Below are 21,041 nucleotides of genomic sequence, written 5' to 3'. Positions count from 1 at the left end.
CCTGTCGCTCCGACCAGCTTCACCGGCACATATGGTGTGCCGTGCTGGTAACATCCACATCCCGTCCGGACAAGAACGCGCCCCGGCCGCGCCGGAATGGCCGCGCTCCAAAACCGGCCCCTGGCCGCGTATCGTATCCTGCGACGGGCTTTACGGAAACGCTTTTATCATCAAAATTCATGCCGGAACCTATACCGGAAGCCATGTTGCCAGATGCGGCGACAGAACGGCAACAAGCGCGGAAATGACGCCCGATCCTTTCATATGCGGCTTGCGTTAATCGGCTTTACACGTCACACGTCTAGGGAATCCATCGGATACCGATGATGATGATTCTGACTATGACTAGCGGAGAAATCACATGACCGACGCAACAACCAATAGCGAAACGACCGCAGGGCCGGTGGTCAGCGCCCTCGCGCAGTACATCAAGGATTTCTCCTTCGAGAACCCCAATGCGCCCCGCTCGCTGGCGCCGCAGGAAAAGTCTCCCGAGATTTCCATTCAGGTGAACGTCGGCGGCAACCAGATCGGTGAGGAAGACTACGTGGTCGACCTGACGCTGGAAGGCAAGGCGACGATCGACAACGAGGTGCTGTTCGCGTTCGAACTCGTGTACGGCGGCGTCTTCCGTCTGCGCAACATCGCGGCCGAGCACGTCCACCCCACGGTCATGATCGAATTCCCGCGCCTGCTGTTTCCGTTTGCCCGCCAGATCATCGCGGACGCCGTCCGCAACGGCGGCTTCCCGCCCCTGTTCATCGATCCGATCGATTTCTCGGCGCTCTACCGCCAGAAGATCGCCGAGCTGCAGGCCGAACAGGCACAGGCGACCGTTTCCTGATTCGCAGGGACATACCCGCGTTCGGGTGTTGCGAAAACACCGTGGCGCGGTCTTTCCGGCCGGGAGCAGCGCGTGGCGCCGCTCCCGGCTTTTCTATTGGCGCCCCTCCCCGCCGGCCTGAAGATACTTCAGCCACTGGCTGGCGCCGCCCAGCTCGGAGACGAAGGCGGCGTGCGCCTGCCGCTCCGCGTCACTCACACGCGGCTGCAGCGGCACTGGCCGCCGTGGCGCGGCAGAGCGCTGTGCGTGGGCAGTCACCTGCGCGGACGGCGCGATACCAAGGTCAAGGCCCGCCTGCCGGCCACCGAGCAGCTCGATGTAGACCTCCGCCAGAATCTCGGCGTCGAGCAGCGCGCCGTGTTTCGTGCGCTTGCTGTTGTCGATGCTGTAGCGCGCGCAGAGCGCATCGAGATTGTTCGGCGCGCCCGGATGCTTGCGCCGCGCCAGCACCAGCGTGTCGACGAGCCGTTCCTGCGCCAGCGGCGCGATGTTCAGTCGACGGAACTCCGCGTTGATGAACATGGCATCGAAGCTGATATTATGGGCGACAAGCGGCGCTTCCGCGATGAAGGCGAGGAACTCATCGACCACCGCCGCAAACACGGGCTTGTCGGCAAGAAACGCATCGGAGAGGCCGTGCACACGAAAGGCGCCCTCGCTCATCGGCCGTTCCGGATTGATGTAGGCGTGAAAATGCCGCCCCGTCGGCACCGTATTGACAAGCTCCACACAGCCGATTTCGACCACGCGGTCGCCGGTGGCGGGGTCGACGCCCGTCGTTTCGGTATCGAAGACGATTTCTCGTGACATGGTTGGACCCGATAATTCTGACTGGAGACGGACGATCGTTCGACGCCGGCGTCAGGCCGGCGCTTCCGCCTGCCGTCGATGCCCCGGCCGGCCGGAGAGCGCCCTCAGAATATCGCGCACTTGCCGCTCCGCCGCATCGAGACCACGCGAGCTGTCCACGACGAAATGCGCGCGGCGGCGCTTTTCGGCATCCGGCATCTGTTTCACGTGAATCCGCTCGAACCTCTCCTCCGTCATGCCGGGACGCGACAACACGCGCGCCCGCTGCACCTCCGGCGGCGCACTCACCACGAGGACGGCGTCGCAGCGGCCGTCCTGTGCGGTCTCCAGCAGCAGAGGGCTATCGATGATGACGAGCTGCGCCCCATCGCGGCGTGCCCGTTCCAGAAAGGCGCGCTCCTCCTCCGCCACCAGCGGATGAACGATCGCTTCCAGACGGCGCAACGCCTCCGCGTCGCCAAGCACCCGCGCGGCAAGCCGCTCGCGGTCGACAACACCATCAACCACGACACCCGGAAACGCCGCCTCCACCAGCGGCGCGGCGCGACCCCGGTAGAGTTCGTGGACTGCGGCGTCGGAATCGTGCACCGGCACGCCCCTCGCCCGAAAGAAATTGGCGGTGGTGGACTTGCCCATCCCGATCGAACCGGTCAACCCGAGGACGAATGTCATGGCTTCGATCCTTCTGTGGTGGCGAGCAGATCCGCGACCACGTCATCGTAGAGAGCCCGCGAAACGACGGGTGTCATGCCAAACCAGCGCGCGAATCCCGGCGCCGCCTGATGCAACAGCATGCCAAGCCCGCCAACGGTCCGCAATCCGCGCTGCCGCGCCGCTGCAAGCAACGGCGTCTCAAGCGGCACGTAGACGATGTCCGTCACCAGCGCCGTTTCCGGTAGTGTTTCGGGGTCCACATCGAGGGTGGGCTGGCCGTGCATGCCCATCGACGTCGTATTGACGAGCAGCGAACTGGCGGGCAGGAGGCCAGGCAGCGCGTCCCATCCCGCACCCGCGATCTGCCGGCCCGGGAACAACTGCCCGAAATGTTCAGCCAATGCTTGCGCGCGCGCCAGCGTGCGGTTGACGATATGGATGCGCTCGACGCCGCGCGCCAGGAGGCCGTAGACGACGGCCCGCGCCGCTCCCCCCGCTCCCAGCACCGTGGCGGTTGGCGTGCGCACGTCCCATCCCGGCGCGTCCGCGTCGAGGCTGGCGAGGAAACCGGCGACATCGGTGTTGTCGCCCATCAGCCGCCCGTCCTCGAACCAGAGCGTGTTGACCGCGCCGAGCGCCCGCGCCGTAGCCGTTGCGTCATGCACAAGCCCGAAGGCGGTTTCCTTATGAGGAACCGTGACATTGCCGCCCACGTATCCATTCGAGGCGAGATCGCGGATGAAGCCCGGAAAGTCGTCAGGCGAAACCTCGGCGAAACCGTAGTCCCCGGCGATGGCGTGCTGCCGCAGCCAGAAGCGGTGGATGAGAGGCGAACGGCTGTGACGGGCCGGGAAGCCGATGATGCAGGCCTTGGGAGCGGATGATGGAAGCGGTTGCGGCATGGGAATCAACATGAGAATGAAAGGCTGTCTGTCCGGAGCGCGGTTCCGACAGGCGGAGACAGTTTCCGGGAAGGATCGTGCTTAACCAGATGGACGGAACGGCGCGGCAATTCAACGAAAAAACGTTCTGTGCCGGACCTTGTCATTGACGATGGACAGGGCCGCCGGCACACGCTCATTTCTTGATTCGGGCGAATTGTTATCACTTAAATGATTCAATTTGACCGGAACACGCTCTGGGCCATTTCTACGTTTCGTTGAAACGCAACAATGGCCTACGTTTTTGTTTTTACACAATTTCGCACGCAAAAGCGGTGCCTGCTTTTGCTGAAACTGCTTTAGGACGCGAGACATCCTTCCTCGCGCAGGAAGGCGAGAACGGGCAGAAGCGGCAGACCGAGTATCGTGAAGTGATCGCCGTTGATGCGGGAGAACAACTGGACGCCGGCCCCCTCGACCTGATAGCCACCGACGCTCGACAGAACGCTGTCCCCCACCACCTCGACATATCTGGTGACGAACGCCTCCTCCAGCGGCCGCACATCGAGATCGGCCGTGGAGACGACTTCGAACACCACCTCCCCGTCACGCGCCAGCGCGGCAGCGGAATGGAGATGATGCGTCTTACCCGAGAGCGCGGCAAGTTGATTCCGCGCAGCAGCGATATCGACGGGTTTGTGAAACTGCCGCCCGTCACACTCAAGCGTCTGATCCGCGCCGAGAACCAGACGTCCCGGTTCCCGCCGGCTGACGGCGAGCGCCTTTTCGCGTGCCAGCAGCGAAGCAAGATCCTCTATCGGCGCACCGGATGAACTGAACGGCTCCTCGATGGCCCGCTCATCCACGCCCGGCTGCCGTGTTTCCACGGCGATTCCCGCCGCTTCGAGGAGATTGCGCCGCGTGCGGCTGGTGGACGCCAGAACAAGCGGCTGATCCGCGATCCAGAGAGTTGCAGGGTCCGGTTCCGACATTAAGTCCCCTCCTTCACGGCATGACAGAAATCAAGACATCATTCAGAGCGGCGGCTCAGGACAGGGCAATGAACTGCAGGCGGTGGGCGCGCAGCAGTTCCATGATGGCCGCCGCCGTCTCCTCGATGGAGCGGCGGGTCACGTCGATCACCGGCCAGCCGTTGCGCGCGCACAGCTTTCGCGATTCCGCAATCTCCGCCGCCACCGAATCCCTATCGACATAGGCTGTGTCGTCGCCCGCGTTCAGGCTCAACAGGCGGTTCTGCCTGATCTGGACGATACGGTCCGGGCTCGCGACAAGCCCCACGATCAGCGGCCTCTTGGTTGTGCTCAGCGCCTCAGGCAAGGCGAAGCCGGGAACCAGCGGAACGTTCGCGGTCTTGATACCCCGGTTGGCGAGATAAATAGCCGTCGGCGTCTTGGACGTGCGGCTGACGCCGACCAGGACGACATCTGCCGAATCGAGATCCTCCCCCGTCTGTCCATCGTCGTGGGCAAGCGTATAGTTCATCGCATCGATACGCTTGAAATACTCGGCATTGAGTGTGTGCTGCGCACCGGGCCGCGCGATGGTCTCGGTGCCGATGTAAGACTGAAACAGATTCACCACCGGATCAAGCACAGAAAGCACCGGAATTCCCTCCGCGCTGCACACGCGGTTCAGTTCGTTCGCAAGATCTGGATTGACGAGCGTGTAGAGGACGATGCCAGGTTCGTCCATGATCGAGGCCATCGCCCGCTCCAGTTGGGCGGCGGAACGCACGAGCGGGTAGACGTGCTCGATCGCCGAGATTCCCTCATATTGCGCGGCAACCGCCCTGCTCACGGCAAGAAGCGTCTCCCCGGTCGAATCAGACACCAGATGCAGATGAAAAAAGCTGCGGTTCACGTGATCCCCCATCCGTTTCCCGAACCGGTTTAACATCTGGCGGCGCCGGCGCGAACACCTTTCCGGAACTCCGCCGTCGTGCACCGGGTAACGCCTGGCGGATTCACGTGAAACACTGGCGGAGGACCGCGATTCCAACAGGGGGAGTCGACACGTGTGGATAACAAACCGTTAACGGCCGGCCGGAAAAAGGCCCTGTGAATCGCCAACCAATCGTTCAACAGTCGTTTCCGTGTGGCCTGATTCAGTCACGGATTTTCGCGGCCGTGGACAAAATCCCGCAAAGGCGATTTCGCGACAGGCTTAACGCTTCCTAAACGTTAACGAATCGTTAACGAATAGGGCGAAACTCGGACCCGGCCGCAGCGCTCCCGCGGCGTCGAAGCACGGTGAGCGAATCTGGGGACGAAATGTGGACGCCGCTGGGATGCTGCTATTCGCCGTCTAACAAGAACAACAGAATCCTTTTAATAGACATTCTTTGATTCAAGACAGGAGTGAAGGATCGTGAGCCTGCCCCCCCGAGACGACGAGCGCATCCGCACCGAACCTCTCTCCGCAAACATCCCGTTTCTGCGGGTGTTGGCCGGTGAAACCCTTGCAACACCTCCGCTCTGGATGATGCGGCAGGCCGGGCGCTACCTGCCGGAATACCGGGCGCTGCGCCAGAAGGCGGGCTCGTTTCTCGATCTCTGTTACAATCCCGAAAAGGCCGCCGAGGTTACCCTTCAGCCGATCCGCCGTTTCGGGTTCGACGCTGCCATTCTCTTCAGCGACATCCTCGTGGTGCCCGACGCTCTCGGCCAGAAGGTCAGGTTCGCGGAAGGTGAAGGCCCACAACTCGATCCGCTGACACCCGAAGGGGGGTTGGCGACGCTCGCCAGTGAACTCGATCTGGAACGGCTTGCGCCCGTCTACGAGACGGTGCGCATCGTTCGCGCTACCCTACCCCCGGAAGTCGCGCTGATCGGCTTCGCCGGCGCGCCCTGGACCGTGGCGAGCTACATGATCGCCGGCAAGAGCACCCCCGATCAGGCGCCCGCCCGTCTTTTCGCCTATCAGCACCCCGAGCTCTTCGGCGAGATCATCGACAGGCTTGTGGACGCGACTTCAAGCCACCTCATTGCGCAAATCGACGCCGGTGCGCAAGCGCTGCAGATTTTCGAGAGTTTCGCCGGCGCCCTGCCCCCTTCCCTCTTCCGGCGCTGGTCTCTGGCGCCGGTCGGTCGCATCGTTCACCGCATCCGTTCGCAACGGCCGGGAATTCCCGTGATCGTGTTTGCGCGCGGCGCCGGCGTGGGTGTGGAGGAACTGGCGCAGGCCGGCATTGCCGACGCCGTGGGGCTTGACTGGACTATCGACCCATGGCGCGCGCGCGACAGCGTTCAGAAGCTGCGCCCGGTGCAGGGCAACCTCGATCCGCTGGCCTTGCTCGCCGGCGGCGATGTTCTTGCCGGCGCCGTGGACGATATCCGCGCCGCGCTGGGCAATGGGCCGCATATCTTCAACCTCGGGCATGGCATTTTGCCGCAGACGCCGATCGCCCATGTCGAGCAGATGATCGCCAGGGTTCGCGGTTGATCGCAGCCCGCTTCCGTAACCTGGAATCGGTCGAAGAAATGCTTGCGGGAATCTGCCGTTCGCGGGAAAAGAGCGTACGGCCCGGGCGACGTCGGGACGATCCGGAGAGCGCGCGATGCTTTATGAATGGCTGAAGGCCCTGCACATTATCTCGGTCATTGCGTGGATGGCGGCGATGCTCTACCTGCCGCGCCTGTTCGTCTACCATGCCGAGGCGGTGCCGGGCTCCGATCGCATCGCGGCCTTCAAGGTCATGGAAAGGCGCCTGTACAAGGCGATCATGACGCCGGCCATGATAGCGACATGGGTTTTCGGTCTGATCATCGCCTATGAAGGCGGCTGGTTCGCCGCCGGGTGGTTTCATGGCAAGCTCCTGCTCGTCGTGATCCTGTCGGGAGTTCACGGCTTCCTGGGCGCGGAGCTGCGTCGGTTCGCCGCTGACAAGATCACGCGCAGCCCGCGCTTCTACCGCATCGTCAACGAGGTGCCGACGCTCCTCATGATCCTCATTGTCATTCTCGTGGTACTCAAGCCGTTCTAGTATGCGCGGACGGAAAGGGCTGCATCCGGCGGAGTCGGAGCGGACAGGGCGAAAAACCGCGGGGTCGGACTTGAAGTCGGAAGGGAAATCCGCTAGATAAGGCGTGCCTTCCTGACAGCAGGATGGCGAGCGTGCAGTTATATTGTGCGCATGCTCGCCTGTGTCGTATACCCGACGTTTCAACCTGCGCTTCATCACATCCTTCCGGGCTGCACGGCAGCCCCCTTATAGATCGAGAGTTTTTCCCCGATGCGGGAGATCAAGCTTCAGGACCTCAAGTCCAAGACACCGACCGAGCTTTTGGCTTTTGCCGAAGAGCTGTCGGTCGAAAACGCCAGCATCCTGCGCAAGCAGGAATTGATGTTTGCCATCCTCAAGCAACTGGCCGCCGCCGATACCGAGATTATCGGGGAAGGCGTCGTGGAGGTGCTGCAGGATGGTTTCGGTTTTCTGCGTTCGCCCGATTCCAATTATCTGGCGGGGCCGGACGATATTTACGTGTCGCCGTCCCAGATTCGTCGCTTCGGCCTGCGTACCGGCGACACCGTCGAGGGCACCATTCGTGGCCCAAAGGACGGCGAACGCTATTTTGCCCTGCTCAAGGTCAACACGATCAATTTCGAGGATCCCGAAAAGATCCGGCACAAGGTGCATTTCGACAACCTGACGCCACTTTACCCCAATGAGCGGCTGCGTCTGGAGACGGAAGAGCCGTCCAAGAAGGACCTGTCCGCCCGTGTCATCGACATCGTCTCACCGATCGGCAAGGGCCAGCGCGCGCTCATCGTCGCACCGCCGCGCACCGGCAAAACAGTGTTGTTGCAGAATGTCGCGCAGTCGATCACGACCAATCATCCCGAGTGCTACCTGATTGTTCTGCTGATCGACGAGCGTCCGGAGGAAGTCACCGACATGCAGCGCTCCGTCAAGGGCGAGGTCATTTCCTCGACCTTTGACGAACCGGCGGCGCGTCACGTGCAGGTCGCGGAAATGGTGATCGAGAAGGCCAAACGCCTTGTCGAGCATGGCCGCGATGTCGTCATCCTGCTCGATTCGATCACCCGTCTCGGCCGCGCCTACAACACGGTCGTGCCGTCCTCCGGCAAGGTGCTGACGGGTGGCGTGGACGCCAATGCGCTGCAGCGGCCGAAGCGGTTTTTCGGTGCCGCACGCAACATCGAGGAAGGCGGCTCGCTGACCATCATCGCGACGGCCCTTATCGACACCGGCAGCCGCATGGACGAGGTGATCTTTGAGGAGTTCAAGGGCACCGGCAACTCCGAAATCATTCTCGACCGGAAGGTTTCGGACAAGCGTGTGTTCCCGGCCCTCGATATCACCCGCTCGGGCACCCGCAAGGAAGAACTGCTCGTGCCGCCGGACATCCTCAAGAAGACCTACGTGCTGCGCCGCATCCTCAATCCGATGGGCACCGTCGACGCCATGGAGTTCCTGCTCGACAAGCTGCGCCAGACACGCCGCAACGCCGATTTCTTCGATTCGATGAACACGTAGTCGCGCTGCGTCGCACTTCGATTGCTGCAGGATACAGAGGCCTTTCGCTATATGCGGAGGGCCTTTCCTGCTTCTTGTGCCATGGCTTATGATGTTTCCGACTTGCAATGTAGAGGATGGCGACTGCGATACGGCGGTCGGTGATTTTGCGGTGGAGATTTTCCTTGCGTCGTGAAGATACGATCGTTGCGGTGGCGACGGGTAGCGGACGGGCTGCGATTGCTGTCCTGCGGCTGTCTGGCCCAGCGACGCGGCGGATACTGGAAGTGCTGGCCGGTTCCGTGCCGCAACCGCGTTTCGCCAGCCTGCGCGCCATCTACGCCAGCGATGGCGCCGTGCTTGATCGGGCGCTCGTTATTTTCTTTTCGGCGCCGGCGAGCTTCACGGGTGAGGACGTCGCTGAACTGCATCTGCACGGCGGGCCGGCGGTAATCGCAGCAGTGCTGGGGCGCTTGCTGGAGACGAGGCTATGCCGGCTGGCTGAGGCGGGAGAGTTTTCCCGACGCGCCTTCATCAACGGAAAGCTCGATCTGACGGAGGCCGAAGGCATCGCCGACCTGATCGACGCGGAGACGGAAACACAGCGCCGCCAGGCCATGCGCCAGCTTGAAGGTGCGTTGTCGCTGACGGTGGAAAACTGGCGCGAACGCCTGGTCGATACGATGGCGCTGGTCGAAGCATCGCTCGACTTCTCCGACGAGGGTGACGTCCCCGAGGGCCTTACGGATGAAGCCGTGTCGGCTGCGTCGTTGGTGGGCAAGGAGATTGAGACTGTTCTGAATGACGGCGCGCGGGGAGAGCGTCTTCGTGACGGCTTCACGGTGGTAATCGCTGGTCCGCCGAACGTCGGCAAATCGACGTTGATCAATCGCATTGCCGGACGGGACGTGGCCATCGTCTCTCCCGTTGCCGGAACGACTCGGGATATGATCGAGCTGCATTGCGATCTCGGCGGCACGCCCGTGGTATTCGTCGACACCGCCGGGCTGCGGGACACGGACGACCCGGTTGAGAGAGAAGGCGTTGTACGCGCCAGAAAGCGCGCGCAAGCGGCCGATCTCGTCCTGCTTTTGTTCGATAACAAAATTGACGCCGATACCGATGGCGCTACCGGATTCGAAGCAGTTGCACCGGAAAACATTATCATGGTTCGCACGAAATACGATCTTCAGCCGGACGATGAAGTGATAGAAGGCGCGGTGGCGGTGTCCGCGAAGACCGGGACAGGAATCGATATCCTTCTGAAACGAATTGAACAACAACTCGCGGGTCGATCCGACTCGCAGACGGCGCTCATCACGCGCGAACGCCATCGCACTGCACTGACCGATGCAGCGCGCCACTTGTCCAGGGTGTCGGCGGCTCACGTATCTACATCGCCGGAACTGCTTGCGGAGGACATCCGCCTCGGCATGCGAGCGTTGGGTAGAATCACCGGTCGCGTGGATGTCGAGGATGTCCTGGATCGGTTGTTTGCGGGTTTCTGCATCGGGAAATAATGGGAATGAAAATCCGCGCACCGTGTTTCACGTGAAACAATCTCGTCTGTCCAGGTGCGATAAATCGAAACAGAAACGCTACCGGAAGACAACGGCCCGTTCAGGGGTTATAAACAGTGCCCGACACAAGGGTAGATGAATCGGCGGTGATTGAAGGCATGGTTGAGCGGCAGCAAAACGGCGAGCGAGGGTATGACGTTGTCGTCGTCGGAGGAGGGCATGCGGGGACAGAGGCCGCGGCCGCCGCCGCTCGCGTCGGCGCAAGGGTTGCGCTGGTCACCCATCAGTTCGCGACGATCGGCGCGATGTCATGTAACCCTGCCATTGGCGGTCTGGGCAAGGGACATCTGGTGCGAGAGATCGACGCGCTCGACGGTGTCATGGCGCGTGCGGCCGATCAAGGGGGCATACAGTTTCGCGTACTGAACCGGCGAAAGGGGCCGGCCGTCCGCGGTCCGCGTGCGCAGGCCGACCGCAAACTCTACGCGCGGGCTGTGCAGGACACTATCAGTACCATCGCCAACCTGTCGGTGATCGAAGGTGAGGTGGCCGATCTTTCGGTGCGCGACGGGTGCATCACGGGCGTGAGGCTGGTGGACGGCCGGGCATACGACGCCGGCGCTGTCGTGCTGACCACCGGAACATTCCTGCGTGGTCTTATCCATATCGGGGAAAAACAGATCCCGGCGGGCCGCATCGGTGAGGCGCCGGCGGACGCGCTGTCATCGATATTGATGCATCACGGCCTGACGCTCGGCCGTCTCAAGACGGGTACACCAGCCCGCCTGGACGGCCGGACCATTGACTGGAGTATTCTCGATCGTCAGGCAGGGGATGATGAGCCCGAGCCGTTTTCGCTTCTGACGGAACGGCTACCGAACCCACAGATTGCCTGCGGTATTACGCGAACAACGCCGGAAACCCATACAATTATTCGCCAGAACATTCACCGGTCGCCCCTCTATGCAGGCGTCATCGAAAGCCGTGGCCCCCGATACTGCCCGTCTATCGAGGATAAGGTGATGCGGTTTGCTGACCGGGAAAGTCATCAGATATTTCTGGAGCCCGAGGGTCTCGACGATTTTACCGTCTATCCCAACGGCATTTCGTCATCGTTGCCGGAGGATGTGCAAGACGCCTTCATTCATTCCATGCCGGGGCTGGAGCACGTCACAATCCTGAGGCCGGGATATGCAATCGAGTATGATTATGTAGATCCGCGGCACCTCGACGCGACTCTGGAGACGCGGGCTATCAGAGGCCTGTTTCTGGCCGGGCAGATCAACGGAACGACCGGATATGAGGAAGCGGCAGCGCAGGGGCTTGTCGCAGGACTAAATGCGGCCCGTCGTGCGGGAAACCAGCCCGGTATCACCTTCGACCGCGCGGATGGCTATATTGGCGTGATGATCGACGATTTGGTGACACATGGTGTCAGCGAACCCTATCGCATGTTTACGTCCAGGTCGGAGTATCGGCTCAGTCTGCGCGTCGATAACGCCGATGAGCGTCTTACAGACAAGGGGATTGCTGCCGGTTGCGTCGGGCCGCACCGGGGTGCGTTCCATGAGGAGAGAAGCCGTCTTGTTCACGAGTGGCGCACACGTCTGCGCGGGCTCAGTCTGACGCCGCGAGAGGCTTCAAGACACGGCTTGACCCTCAATCAGGATGGCCAGCGTCGCTCGGCTTTCCAGTTGCTGTCATATCCCGATATCTCCGTCGAGCGGCTCCGTGTTATTTGGCCGGAACTGGGTGAGATGCCGCGCTGGCTGCGCGAACGCCTTGAAACGGACGCAATCTACGACGTGTACCTCGACCGGCAGCAGGAGGACATCGCCGCATTTCGGCGGGATGAAGAGCTTGAACTGCCCGCAGACCTTACGTTTGAAGCGCTGCCGGGTCTTTCGGGTGAACTTCAGCAGAAGCTGTCGCAAATCAGGCCCAGGACGCTGGGTCAGGCCGCGCGAATTGAAGGTATTACCCCGGCGGCGCTGACGATTCTCTCCGGACATGCCGGAAAACGCCGTCTGAAGCAACCACAGCAGCAAGTTTGAGGAATGATTTCATCGTCTGATTTATCTTCGCCGGACGCTGACAGGCTTGAAACGCTGACAGCGTTTTCTGTTTCACGTGAAACATCCGATCGGCTGACGATTCTGGTGCAAGAGCTGCGTCGTTGGCAAGCCGTGAAGAACCTTGTCGGGGCGGGCACGCTGGCCAATGTCTGGACACGCCATATCGCGGATTCGTTGCAACTTATCCGGCACGCGCCCGACGCACGCCATTGGCTCGACCTTGGCTCCGGAGCAGGGTTTCCGGGTATCGTTCTGGGCATTCTGCTGCGTGAACGGGGGGAAGGGCATATCGATCTCGTGGAAAGCAACGGGCGCAAATGTACCTTTCTGCGTCACGCGATCCGAGCTACCGGCGCCAGCGCCGCAGTCCATCAGGGGCGTATCGCTGACATTCTGCCGATCCTCGGCGGGGCGCCAGTCGATGCTGTGACAGCGCGCGCGTTGGCTCCGCTTGCCGAGCTGCTGGATATGACGAAAGACCTGTTGAGAAACGGTGCAACAGGGGTATTTCCAAAGGGGCAGGACTGGGAGAGTGAATTGACCGAGGCGCGCAAATACTGGAGAATCACTGTGGATGCGTTACCGAGCTTGGTTGATTCCCGCGGTCGCATTCTTGTCGTTCGGGAACTGCAAGAGGTCGATGGCGGTCATGGCCGACGTTAATCAGCTTATGGAGCCTTCCGGCAGCGGTGTTTCGGCGGGAATTCGCGTGCTGGCGCTGGCCAACCAGAAGGGTGGGGTCGGTAAGACAACGACCGCGATCAATCTCGGAACGGCGCTTGCGGCGATCGGCGAGCGTGTCCTGATTATTGACCTTGATCCGCAGGGCAATGCATCGACCGGACTTGGGGTTGACAGGAAGAGCCGCAAGATTTCGACGTACGATGTCATGGTCGGCTCGGCAACATTGCAGGACACGTTGCTGGAAACGGCTGTTCCGGGTCTCGCCGTGGCGCCGTCGACGCTGGATCTGTTGGGCGTGGAGCTGGAGATCGCCGCCAGCAAGGACAGGGTGCACCGGCTTGGCCGCGCTATCGATGTGCTGGGACGTGACATCCGCCCCAACGGTTTTACCTATGTCCTCATCGATTGCCCGCCGTCGTTGAACTTGTTGACTATTAACGCATTGACGGCGTCGAATGCCGTGCTGGTGCCGCTCCAGTGCGAGTTTTTCGCGCTTGAAGGCTTGAGCCAATTGCTGCGAACCGTGGAGCAGGTGCGCGTATCGCTCAATCCGGGGCTCGGGATACATGGTATCGTGCTGACGATGTTCGATCCGCGCAACAACCTTTCGAACCAGGTCGTTGCCGACGTCCGCGAGTTCATGGGCGCGAAGGTCTACGATACAATCATTCCGCGCAATGTCCGCGTTTCAGAAGCACCGTCCCACGGTAAGCCGGTGCTGCTTTACGATCTGAAATGTGCGGGATCGCAGGCTTATCTGAAGCTGGCTTCCGAGATCATTCAACGGGAACGGGCGCTGCGCGCCGCCTGATGACGGAAGTACACCGACAGGTGTCGGCGATGAGGGCGGACCCACCGAAAACGGATCGGGCTGCCGAGAGAGGGCCGTTTGTGGGCCATGGTAATGGAGATCAGTATGGCTGAGGATTCAAACCGTTCCCGCCTGGGGAGGGGACTTGCGGCGCTGATCGGCGACGTCGGTGACGAGTTCGCAGCCCAGACGCGCCAGACCAGCGCGGGGACGCAGAAGGTTCCGATCGAGTTCCTGCGGCCTAACCCGCGCAACCCACGCAAGATATTCAACGCAGAGGCGCTCGACGATCTGGCGGCATCGATCCGCGAACGTGGTCTCATCCAGCCCATTATCGTGCGTGCCTTGCCGGGCGTGGCCGATGTCTACGAAATCATTGCAGGCGAGCGGCGCTGGCGCGCGGCACAGCGCGCGAACCTGCATCAGGTGCCCATTGTCGTCGTGGAGGCCGACGATCGTGTGGCGCTTGAAATAGCCATCATCGAGAACGTGCAACGCACGGACCTCAGTCCGCTCGAAGAGGCGGCCGGTTACGAGCAACTGATTGCGGAGTTCAACTATTCGCAAAACGACCTTGCACAGATCATTGGCAAGAGTCGCAGCCACGTCGCCAACACGCTACGCCTCTCGCGGCTGCCTGCGTCGATCAAGCAACTCGTCAATGACGGAGAACTCTCTGCCGGGCACGCACGGGCGCTGCTGACAGTCGCGGACCCGGAGGCCGTGGCGCGGCAGATTCTCACGCAGGGACTGACGGTGCGCGATGTGGAGCGCATCGCCCAGCGTGACACTCAGGGAGAAGGGGAGGGCGGCGGCAATCGCCGTGCCGCTCGGGCCAAGCCGGAAAAGGACCCCGATACCCGGGCGCTGGAGCAGGCGCTGGAGGAAGTTCTGGGGCTCGTTGTTTCCATAGAGCACAAGGCGAATGGTGGTGGCGAGGTCAAGGTGCGTTACAAGACGCTCGACCAGCTTGATAACCTTTGCCGTCGTCTGCGGGGCTGACCGCAGGAACGCCTGTGTAAAGGGTGAGGGGTTGACTGCCCGGCCATCCCGAACCGGTCTGCGGCAGACTACTGCTCATATCCCGGAGCAGAAACGAGATGCAAATCAACGCCCCTCAAACATCTCGATGCGGATGTTACGGCGCGTCGACGCGCCGTAATCCGTTTATCATACCATCGCCGACATCCGGGCCGGTAATGACATCAGTGCCAATTACTTGTCGGTGCTCTGGTTCGCTGCGCGCTCGATGGCTTCGTTGATCAGCTTGTGCGCCTCTTCAGCGTCGCCCCAGCGCACGATCTTGACCCACTTGTTGGGCTCCAGATCCTTGTAGTGCTGGAAGAAGTGCTCGATCTGCTGCAGCGTGATTTCGGGCAGATCGGTATAGTTCTTCACGCGGTCATACCGCTTGGTCAGCTTGGAGGAGGGAACCGCGACGATCTTCTCGTCCTGCCCGGATTCGTCTTCCATGATGAGCACGCCAATGACGCGCGAGGAGATGACGGCGCCAGGAATGAGGGCGCGGGTGTTGACGACCAGCACGTCAGCCGGGTCACCGTCGCCAGAAAGCGTGTGCGGAATGAAGCCGTAGTTACCCGGGTAGCGCATCGGCGTGTACAGGAAGCGGTCGACGAAAAGGGTACCCGATTCCTTGTCCAGCTCATACTTGATGGGTTCCCCGCCGATCGGCACCTCGATGACGACGTTGACGTCGTGGGGGGGATTCTTGCCGATGGCAATGGCGTCGAGACGCATGTCGGAAACTCCTGACAGGATAGACAATGATGCGACGTTCCGGCGGTGCTGGCAGCGCTGGCCAGCCGAAACCGCGCGGACGCGGGTGGAGACAGCGTGCCGCGACGCCACCGGACAGGAGCCCGTACCGCATGACGCCGCAACCACGGCGGCGGCTCTTTCTACAGCATCGGTTATAAAAGTGAAATCCGCATTTTGGCTCACACCGTTACCGTGACGGCGGCGGTATCACGGAAAGACAAACGCCGTACGCATCAGCGACACACCGCCGACGCGAATGTTCTCGTTCACCTGCGCCCGGCCGCCCAGCCTCTCGTAGAAGCGCGCGGCGCGTTCGTTATCCTGCAGTGCCCAAACGACGAGGCCCCGGCGGCGTTGCATGGCGAGTTCCCGCCGCGCGGTCGCAAATAACTGCGTGCCGAGGCCAAGCCCCTGAAAGACCGGATCGAGGTAAAGCTCGCTGATCTCACCCTGCTGAGGCAGGGAGAAGCTGCGGCTGGCGCCGAAGCTGGCGTAACCGGCGATACGCTCGCCGATGTCGAGGACGATGAGAGAGCGCGTGCGCGCGATGGACTTCTGCCACCAGCCCGGCCCCCGATAGGCTATCATGCGTTCGAGCGCTACCCCGGGGATGATGCCGCGATAGGCCTCGCGCCATGAAACGTCATGGACCGCCGCCAGAGCCGTGGCGTCTGACGGTCGTGCGGCGCGGATGTTGATGACGACCTCGTTCATATGAAAAGTCTAGGATGAGCTGTGTCTGGCGACAAGATGCAAAGCCGATATGGATTCGAACATGGACAAGATTTCATACGTGTTGTGGTGTCGCACGCGGCCTGCTATGGCGTAGGACAACTGCAACGACATTCGGGACCCCGTGTTCAACCGTTTTAACAAGCCCGAGGTGCGCTATGCGCGCCGCATGGCCCGCATCAGGCGCTGGGATGCGCCGCTGGAAGGCGGCTGGGCGCACCTCAAAGCCTACGTCAATATGCTGTTCGTCGATCATGGCATATTCCGGGCAATCTATCTCAATCGCCACAAGGTGACGGACCGCTTCTGGCGGGCCGCGCAACCGTCGCCCCGGGATATTGACGCCATCGCGCGCCTGGGCGTGCGAACGGTGGTCAATCTGCGCGGCGGGCGCGAGTACGGCTCCTGGCCGTTGGAGCGCGACGCCTGCGAACGCAACGGCATTACACTTGCGGAATTCGTGGTGCGGTCGCGGGAGGCGCCGTCCCGAGAAACAGTTTTGTCGGCGAAAAAGTTTTTCGAGACTCTCGACTATCCTGTTCTCGTTCACTGTAAGTCGGGCGCGGATCGAGCCGGCTTCATGGCGGCGCTGTTTCTCCTGGTGCATGAGGGGCGGCCCGTCGAAGAGGCGGTGCGCGAGTTATCACTGCGCTACGGCCACTTCCGCTTCGCGAAGACAGGGATACTCGACGCCTTCTTCGAACTCTACCGGCAGGAAGGTGCCGCAGCCGGCCTCGACTTCATGACGTGGGTCACGACTGTTTATGAGCCGGATAAATTGAGGGCGCGCTTCCGCCCGAATTTCTGGTCCGCATTTCTCGTCGACCGCATCCTGCATCGGGAATGAAGTTCCATGGACGAGCAGGAAGGGACGTCTGTCGACGGGACAGGAAGCTGGATAATGCCTTCCATGGTTGACAACGTTCATAGCGAAGCCGGTGCAGCGCCGCATCTCGTGTTCCTGGTGACGGAAGACTGGTTTTTCGTGTCGCACTTCCTGCCGATGGCGCGGGCGGCGTGCGAACTCGGGTTGCGGGTCACCGTGATCACGCGCGTGCGCGATCATGTGGCGGCGATTGCCGCGACAGGTGCGCGCGTCGTTCCCCTGCAGGCGGAGCGGCGCAGCCTCAATCCGCTGGCGGTTGCGGCGACGCTGAAGCGGTTGCGGCAACTGCTGCGCGACGAACGCCCGGATATTCTGCACTGCATCGCGCTGCGTTCGATCGTTCTCGGTGGGTTGGCCGCCCCGGCCGGAACGGCGAAGGTGCATGCGCTTACCGGTCTCGGCTTCCTCGGCGCGCGCGCGGACGTCATCGGCCGCACGGCGCGGGCGCTGCTGCGGGGCGTCCTGCGGCCGCTGCTCGATGGACCGCGAACGCGCTTTCTGTTTGAGAACGAGGACGACGCCCGCATGCTGGGGCTCGATCCGGCCGATGCCGGCAAAGTCGCGCTCGTCGGCGGGGCGGGGGTCGATCCGGCGGCGTTCCCGGTCACGCGACCAGCACCGTCGACCAGCCTGAGAATCGCCGTGGTCGCGCGTATGCTGTGGTCGAAGGGCATCGATCTCGCCGTCGAGGCGCTGACGATGGCGCGGGCCGCCGGCGCTGACGTGACGTTGTCGCTCTACGGCGCGCCCGATCCGTCTAACCCGCGCGCCGTGCCGGAGGAGACATTGCGGGAATGGGGCGCGCGGCCTGGCATCGCGTGGTGCGGTGCGACGCAGGACGTGCCCTCCGTCTGGCGGGCGCATGAGGTGGCATGCCTCCCGTCCCGGGGCGGGGAGGGGCTGCCGCGCACACTGCTGGAAGCTGGCGCGAGCGGACGCGCCATCGTCACCACCGACGTGCCGGGCTGCCGGCGTCTGGTGCGCGACGGCGTCGAGGGTCTCATCGTGCCACCTGACAATGCGATTGCCTTGGCTCAGGCATTCGTTTCGCTGGCAAATGATCGGGTGCGAGTTCAGGAAATGGGCCTCGCGGCGCGGGCACGGGTCGAGAGCGGTTTCACCGAGCGCCACGTGATGGATACGGTGAAGACGCTGTATGCGAGCCTTCTCAGGAGGCCGTCATGACCATCACCGACCACGAAGCGTTCATCCGCTCTCACACGCGACTGCTGCCTGTGCCGCATGCGCCGGAGATCAGCCTGTTCGTGGCGGACGAGGCGACGGCCCTGTGGCAGAAGACGGAGGAGGAGCTGGGCGAGATGGGGCTGCCGCCGCCCTTCTGGGCTTTTGCCTGGGCCGGCGGCCAGGCACTGGCGCGCTATGTCCTCGATTATCCGGATGCGGTGGCGGAACTGCGGGTGCTCGATTTCGCTGCCGGCTCAGGCCTTGTCGGGATAGCGGCGGCGAAGGCGGGGGCGGAAAGCGTGGAGGCGGCCGATATCGATCCCTTCGCCGCAAGCGCCATCCGCGTCAATTCGCTGGCTAATGACGTGCGGTTGAAGGTCCGCACCGACAATATCGTCGGGCGCGATGAGGGTTGGGATGTCGTGCTGGCTGGGGATATATGCTATGAGCGCGATCTTGCCGAGGCGGTGTTCGCGTGGCTCGTGACGCTGCAACGGCGCGGCGCGCGCGTGCTGATCGGCGACCCCGGACGAAGCTATCTTCCCAAGGATCGGCTCGACTGCCTTGCGACCTACAGGGTGCCGGTGACGCGCGCGCTGGAGGATGCCGAAATCAAGACGAGCCGTGTCTGGCAGCCGCGCATCACGCCGGGGACATGATTCGTGCGGAGACATGATGACCAGCAATCCATCGCCTGACCCCAACCCCGACAGGCGCGCCGCGGGGCGTCCGTCGCCGCTCTTTCTGGGCAGGATGCTCGGGAAGGGAACGCCCTTCGCGCGCGGCGATACGGTGCCGACCATCCGGCGCCTGTGGCGGGATCAGATGCGCCCGCACCGCGGCGCGCTGTCGCTGGTGCTGGTGTTGATCGCGGTCATCGCGGGCGCCTCGGCACTCTACCCGGTCCTCATCAAGGAGGCGTTCGACGCATTCACGGCGCGTGACGCCAGCGCCATCGCGATCGCGCCGCTTCTCGTCATCGTGGTCACGAGCGTCAGGGGCTTCGCGCTGCTGGGGCAGACGGTGCTGACCAACCGCGTGATCTCGCGCATCGAGGCCGATATGCAGACGGCCCTTTACAGCCATCTCATCGACGCCGATCTGGCGCAGCTCGACCGCGAAAGCCCGGCGACGCTCACGCAGCGGTTCACGACGGATTTCGCTTACATCAAGGAGGCGCTGACGCGCCTTTTCACCGTGCTGCTGCGCGACGGGGCAACGGTGATCGCGCTCGTCGGCGCGATGCTGTGGATTGACCCGGTGCTGACGATCGTCGCCGGGCTGATTGCGCCTTTCGTGGCGCAGCCGGTGGCGCGGCTCGGCAGGAAGCTGCGCCGCGTCGCCACCTCCACGCAGGAGGAGATCGGGGCGATGGCCAACCTGATCTCCGAAAGCCTTGCCGGCGCGCGTGTCGCCAAGGTGTTCGCCCTTGAGGGTTATCTGAAGGGGAGGGCGGCGCAGGCCTTCGAGACCGTGCGGGAATTGAAGGTCAAGGCGGCCAATGCGCGCGGGCGGCTCGACCCCCTGCTTGAAGTCGGCGGCGGGCTCGCTGTCGCGGGCGTGCTGGTGCTGATCGGCTGGCGCATCGTGGAGGGCAACAGCACGATGGGCGAGTTCACCGGCTTCATCACGGCGCTGCTGATGGCGGCCCAGCCCGTGCGCTCCATCGGCAACCTCAACGCCATCGTGCAGGAGGCGATGGCGGCGCTGCGGCGCTACTACGACATTCTCGACCTGCCGCCGGCTATCGTCGACAGGCCGGATGCGCAACCCCTCGCGCTGACGCAGGGCGAGGTGGCCTTCCGCGACGTGCGCTTCCGCTACCGGGACGACGTGACGGCGCTCGACGGCATCGATGTCACGCTGCCGGCGGGCAAGCTCACGGCGCTCGTCGGCCGCTCCGGCTCCGGCAAGTCGACGCTGATGGCGCTCGTGCCCCGCCTTTACGATGTGACCGGTGGCGCGGTGCTGATAGACGGGAGGGATGTGCGCGAGGTGACGCTGGCAAGCCTGCGCGCGCAGGTCGCCGTCGTCAGCCAGGAGGTCGTGCTGTTCGACGACACCATCCGCGCCAATATCGGGTTCGGCCGTCCCGGCGCGTCGGACGCGGAGATCGTGGCGGCGGCAAAAGCGGCGGCGGCGCATGCCTTCATCGATGCGCTGCCGGAGGGTTACGACACCCGCGTCGGCGATCGCGGCTCCCGGCTGTCGGGCGGCGAACGCCAACGGGTGTCGCTGGCCCGCGCCATCCTGAAGGATGCGCCGGTCCTCCTGCTCGACGAGGCGACGAGCGCCCTCGATGCCGAGGCAGAGCGCATGGTTCAGGATGCGCTCGCCGTCCTGACGCAGGGGCGCACGACGCTCGTCATCGCGCACCGGCTGTCCACGGTGCGGCGCGCCGACCTCATTCTCGTGATGGACCGCGGCCGCATTGTCGAGCAGGGCCGCCACGACGACCTGGTGGCTCGCGACGGCCTTTACGCACGCCTGCAGCGCCTGCAGTTGACCGACGACACCGAAAAACACGACGCAGTCTGAAGCCGGAGAGCGGCGCTATACAGTTCAGAAATTTACAGAATTGTGACGTGTTCCGCCGATCGAGGGCGTTTCTTTTGCTGCTGCATGGCAATAAAATTCTGGTGTACACGCTGCGCTCCGCTTAACGTTAATGCATCGTTAACCA

At 62.8% G+C, this 21,041-nt stretch carries 20 protein-coding genes; 13 read left to right on the top strand and 7 right to left on the bottom strand.

The window, feature by feature from the left end; all coding sequences use genetic code 11:
• The first annotated feature begins 361 nt into the window (after positions 1–361).
• On the top strand, positions 362–844 hold the full coding sequence (secB, locus tag FHS82_RS11090) for a protein-export chaperone SecB (protein WP_166952462.1): 483 nt from the start codon (positions 362–364) through the stop codon (positions 842–844).
• A 93-nt stretch (positions 845–937) separates the two neighbouring features.
• Here the strand turns inward: secB and dnaQ are convergent, their stop codons facing one another.
• The 5 genes from dnaQ to FHS82_RS11065 form a co-directional block, all read right to left on the bottom strand.
• On the bottom strand, positions 938–1,654 hold the full coding sequence (gene dnaQ, locus FHS82_RS11085; RefSeq protein WP_166952459.1) for a DNA polymerase III subunit epsilon: 717 nt from the start codon (positions 1,652–1,654) through the stop codon (positions 938–940).
• 51 nt (positions 1,655–1,705) lie between these two features.
• Positions 1,706–2,326, bottom strand: coding sequence for a dephospho-CoA kinase (gene coaE / locus FHS82_RS11080; protein ID WP_166952457.1), 621 nt, complete (start codon positions 2,324–2,326; stop codon positions 1,706–1,708).
• Positions 2,323–3,210, bottom strand: coding sequence for a shikimate dehydrogenase (locus tag FHS82_RS11075; protein WP_166952454.1), 888 nt, complete (start codon positions 3,208–3,210; stop codon positions 2,323–2,325). The genes coaE and FHS82_RS11075 overlap by 4 nt, the downstream gene beginning before the upstream one ends.
• Positions 3,211–3,548: 338 nt before the next feature.
• Positions 3,549–4,181 carry a Maf family protein gene (locus tag FHS82_RS11070; RefSeq protein WP_166952448.1) on the bottom strand — a complete coding sequence of 211 codons (633 nt, stop codon included), beginning with the start codon at positions 4,179–4,181 and terminating at the stop codon, positions 3,549–3,551.
• A gap of 55 nt (positions 4,182–4,236) precedes the next feature.
• Positions 4,237–5,070 (bottom strand): pyruvate, phosphate dikinase/phosphoenolpyruvate synthase regulator, encoded by an 834-nt coding sequence (locus FHS82_RS11065; protein WP_166952619.1) that lies wholly within the window; start codon positions 5,068–5,070, stop codon positions 4,237–4,239.
• Positions 5,071–5,607: 537 nt separating this feature from the next.
• Here FHS82_RS11065 and hemE point away from each other — a divergent pair.
• From hemE to FHS82_RS11025, 8 genes are all read left to right on the top strand, one after another.
• Positions 5,608–6,651, top strand: a complete 1,044-nt coding sequence (hemE, locus tag FHS82_RS11060; RefSeq protein WP_343042558.1) for a uroporphyrinogen decarboxylase — start codon at positions 5,608–5,610, stop codon at positions 6,649–6,651.
• A gap of 115 nt (positions 6,652–6,766) precedes the next feature.
• Entirely contained in the window at positions 6,767–7,192 is a 426-nt protein-coding gene (gene hemJ / locus FHS82_RS11055; RefSeq protein ID WP_166952441.1) for a protoporphyrinogen oxidase HemJ, read from the top strand.
• Between the two features lie 249 nt (positions 7,193–7,441).
• The gene (rho, locus tag FHS82_RS11050; protein WP_166952438.1) at positions 7,442–8,707 is read left to right on the top strand and encodes a transcription termination factor Rho; all 1,266 of its coding nucleotides are present in this window, start codon (positions 7,442–7,444) and stop codon (positions 8,705–8,707) included.
• A 164-nt stretch (positions 8,708–8,871) separates the two neighbouring features.
• Positions 8,872–10,206: a tRNA uridine-5-carboxymethylaminomethyl(34) synthesis GTPase MnmE gene (gene mnmE, locus FHS82_RS11045; RefSeq protein WP_377700249.1), complete on the top strand. Its 1,335-nt coding sequence runs from the start codon at positions 8,872–8,874 to the stop codon at positions 10,204–10,206.
• A gap of 158 nt (positions 10,207–10,364) precedes the next feature.
• Positions 10,365–12,260, top strand: coding sequence for a tRNA uridine-5-carboxymethylaminomethyl(34) synthesis enzyme MnmG (gene mnmG / locus FHS82_RS11040; protein WP_166952616.1), 1,896 nt, complete (start codon positions 10,365–10,367; stop codon positions 12,258–12,260).
• A 3-nt stretch (positions 12,261–12,263) separates the two neighbouring features.
• The gene (gene rsmG, locus FHS82_RS11035; protein WP_166952432.1) at positions 12,264–12,944 is read left to right on the top strand and encodes a 16S rRNA (guanine(527)-N(7))-methyltransferase RsmG; all 681 of its coding nucleotides are present in this window, start codon (positions 12,264–12,266) and stop codon (positions 12,942–12,944) included.
• Positions 12,931–13,776 carry a ParA family protein gene (locus FHS82_RS11030; RefSeq protein ID WP_166952613.1) on the top strand — a complete coding sequence of 282 codons (846 nt, stop codon included), beginning with the start codon at positions 12,931–12,933 and terminating at the stop codon, positions 13,774–13,776. The genes rsmG and FHS82_RS11030 overlap by 14 nt, the downstream gene beginning before the upstream one ends.
• 105 nt (positions 13,777–13,881) lie before the next feature.
• Positions 13,882–14,778 (top strand): ParB/RepB/Spo0J family partition protein, encoded by an 897-nt coding sequence (locus FHS82_RS11025; protein WP_166952430.1) that lies wholly within the window; start codon positions 13,882–13,884, stop codon positions 14,776–14,778.
• A 213-nt stretch (positions 14,779–14,991) separates the two neighbouring features.
• Here FHS82_RS11025 and ppa read toward each other — a convergent pair whose 3' ends face one another.
• Together ppa and FHS82_RS11015 are read right to left on the bottom strand one after the other, a co-directional pair.
• Complete coding sequence (gene ppa, locus FHS82_RS11020) at positions 14,992–15,534, bottom strand: inorganic diphosphatase (RefSeq protein ID WP_166952427.1); 543 nt, start codon at positions 15,532–15,534, stop codon at positions 14,992–14,994.
• A 228-nt stretch (positions 15,535–15,762) separates the two neighbouring features.
• A complete protein-coding gene (locus FHS82_RS11015) occupies positions 15,763–16,269 on the bottom strand; it encodes a GNAT family N-acetyltransferase (protein WP_166952424.1) in 507 nt (168 codons plus the stop codon).
• Positions 16,270–16,411: 142 nt separating this feature from the next.
• On the opposite strand from FHS82_RS11015, the gene FHS82_RS11010 reads away from it, so the two are divergent.
• From FHS82_RS11010 to FHS82_RS10995, 4 genes are all read left to right on the top strand, one after another.
• Positions 16,412–17,134, top strand: coding sequence for a fused DSP-PTPase phosphatase/NAD kinase-like protein (locus FHS82_RS11010; protein ID WP_166952421.1), 723 nt, complete (start codon positions 16,412–16,414; stop codon positions 17,132–17,134).
• Positions 17,135–17,197: 63 nt separating this feature from the next.
• Positions 17,198–18,358: a glycosyltransferase family 4 protein gene (locus tag FHS82_RS11005; protein ID WP_166952418.1), complete on the top strand. Its 1,161-nt coding sequence runs from the start codon at positions 17,198–17,200 to the stop codon at positions 18,356–18,358.
• Positions 18,355–19,017 (top strand): class I SAM-dependent methyltransferase, encoded by a 663-nt coding sequence (locus FHS82_RS11000; protein WP_166952415.1) that lies wholly within the window; start codon positions 18,355–18,357, stop codon positions 19,015–19,017. Before FHS82_RS11005 ends, FHS82_RS11000 begins: the two co-directional genes overlap by 4 nt.
• 94 nt (positions 19,018–19,111) lie before the next feature.
• The gene (locus FHS82_RS10995) at positions 19,112–20,896 is read left to right on the top strand and encodes an ABC transporter ATP-binding protein (RefSeq protein WP_166952610.1); all 1,785 of its coding nucleotides are present in this window, start codon (positions 19,112–19,114) and stop codon (positions 20,894–20,896) included.
• Positions 20,897–21,041: the final 145 nt, after the last annotated feature.

Origin of the sequence: Pseudochelatococcus lubricantis, from assembly GCF_011762225.1 — a bacterium.
Classification (GTDB): domain Bacteria; phylum Pseudomonadota; class Alphaproteobacteria; order Rhizobiales; family Beijerinckiaceae; genus Pseudochelatococcus; species Pseudochelatococcus lubricantis.
The sequence above is the reverse complement of the archived record's forward strand: the minus strand, read 5'-3'. Positions and strand labels throughout refer to the sequence as shown.